General features: G+C 65.6%; 3 protein-coding genes. 1 reads left to right on the forward strand and 2 read right to left on the reverse strand.

Translation table 11 applies throughout. The features are described from left to right. The coding region (locus AX690_RS12130; protein ID WP_156449642.1) for a TonB-dependent receptor plug domain-containing protein at positions 1-451 on the reverse strand (451 nt) is incomplete at its 3' end. Positions 452-571: 120 nt separating this feature from the next. Further along, positions 572-988 (reverse strand): DUF2946 family protein, encoded by a 417-nt coding sequence (locus tag AX690_RS12135; RefSeq protein ID WP_066680824.1) that lies wholly within the window; start codon positions 986-988, stop codon positions 572-574. 521 nt (positions 989-1509) lie between these two features. Between AX690_RS12135 and AX690_RS24255 the strand changes: the two genes are divergently transcribed. After that, on the forward strand, positions 1510-1585 hold a 76-nt coding region (locus AX690_RS24255; protein ID WP_369798207.1), incomplete at its 3' end, for a hypothetical protein.

Consider the following 1585-nt stretch of genomic DNA (forward strand, 5'->3'; position numbering starts at 1 on the left):
CGCCGCGATAGACCTCGGCGTAGCGGGTGTTCAGCGGGTCGGCGACCTGGCTGTCGCCATAGCCGTCGGCCTCGTTCAGCGGCACGCCGTCCTGGGCGATCAGGAGGCCCCGGTTGTGGTTGGCGTTGCCGATCCCCGAGCCGCGGATCGAGACGCGGATATCGCCGCCCCATTTGCGCTGGGCGTAGACCCCAGGGGCGTCGCGCAGCATGTCGTCGAGGGCCAGGGTCTGGCGATTGATGTAGCTCTCTTGCGAGATCACCGACACCGCGCCGGGGGTCTCCGACAGGCGCTTGCGGGCGTCGGCGACGACGGGCGGATCCTCGGGATTGCGGCGGGCGGTGACGATGACCGACGAGACCTCGGTGTCGGCTTCGGGCTTGTCCGCGGCGTGGGCGAGCGGCGGAACGCAGGCGGCGATGGCCGTGGCGGCCAGGAGGAGAGACTTCATGACGTGGTCCTAGGGCGCGGCTTGGCGCGCCGAGTAAGCAAGGCTGAAACAGGCGGAGGATGCGCGCGGGCGGACGCGGCCGCGAGGCGGCGCGTGCGCTCCAGCGGGCGGCCGGAGGCTCTAGATCAGCTGGCTTGGAGGACCGCGCGCCGGCAGGGGCGGGGCGGCGAGGCCTCGTCCCGGGGCGAGGTGGATGACGCGCGTCGGTTCGATAGGCGCGTAGGCGACGAACGCGATCTTGGTCGCCGTGAACGGGCTGGGCGGCGGGGCCGCCGCGCCTTGGCTGGCGAACGGGCAGGGCGCGTCGTGGGCGGACTTGTCGTCCTTGTCGGAGTGGCCGGCGAGGGTCTCGCCCGGCTGGACAAGCTTGGCGCCGTCGCCGGTGCAGAGCACCAACGAGAACGGCAGGCCGTTGCGCGGATCAGGCGCGGTCATGAAGCCGGCCGGGATCATCACCTTCAGGGCGATCGCCAGCGCCGCGAGCGTCAGGAAGACGGCGCGGGCGAAGGGACGGCGCTGAAGCGGCGAACGAGTCACGGCGCGCTCTTTAGTCGATGCGGGCCGGCTTGTCGCCTCCGTGTTCGCGCGGGGGGGGGCTCGCGCCGCGTTTCGCGGCTGGCCTATATACGCGCGCTTCAAGCCGGCGCCCCGGGCGTCCCGCAAAGCAAGGACTGACGTTCCAGCCGGCCTGCTTCTCCGTCGCGGCGATGATGGACTGGGTGTTTTCGGAACAAATGCTAGGGAGACGTCCCGGGTGTCGTGATCTTCATGTGGGGCTACATGATCTGATCTAAGTCTATTCGACGGGATGAGCAGTCAATCACCTATGGTGCAAAATTGTGTTGGGTGTGGCGAAGGTGTTCGATGTAGGCACTGAATGGATTGTATCGATGTATACGTGAATTCTGAGGTATATTTTGAGTATTTGTATACAATAATATTTGTTAAATGAGCCTATTGCGTCCAATTTGTTGAGAATTGTCAATTTCGGTTGTGCGTGTTGATCTAGGTGTCGGGGCGGCCGGTAATCGCGTTGGCCGAGCGTCTTGGAGCTGTCCATGGACCCCGCTGTTATAGATCTGTCGCGACTGCAGTTCGCGTTGACGGCCCTCTACCACTTCCTGTTCGTACCCC

The sequence above is a fragment of the Caulobacter sp. CCH9-E1 genome (genome assembly GCF_001556515.1).
Lineage (GTDB): Bacteria > Pseudomonadota > Alphaproteobacteria > Caulobacterales > Caulobacteraceae > Caulobacter.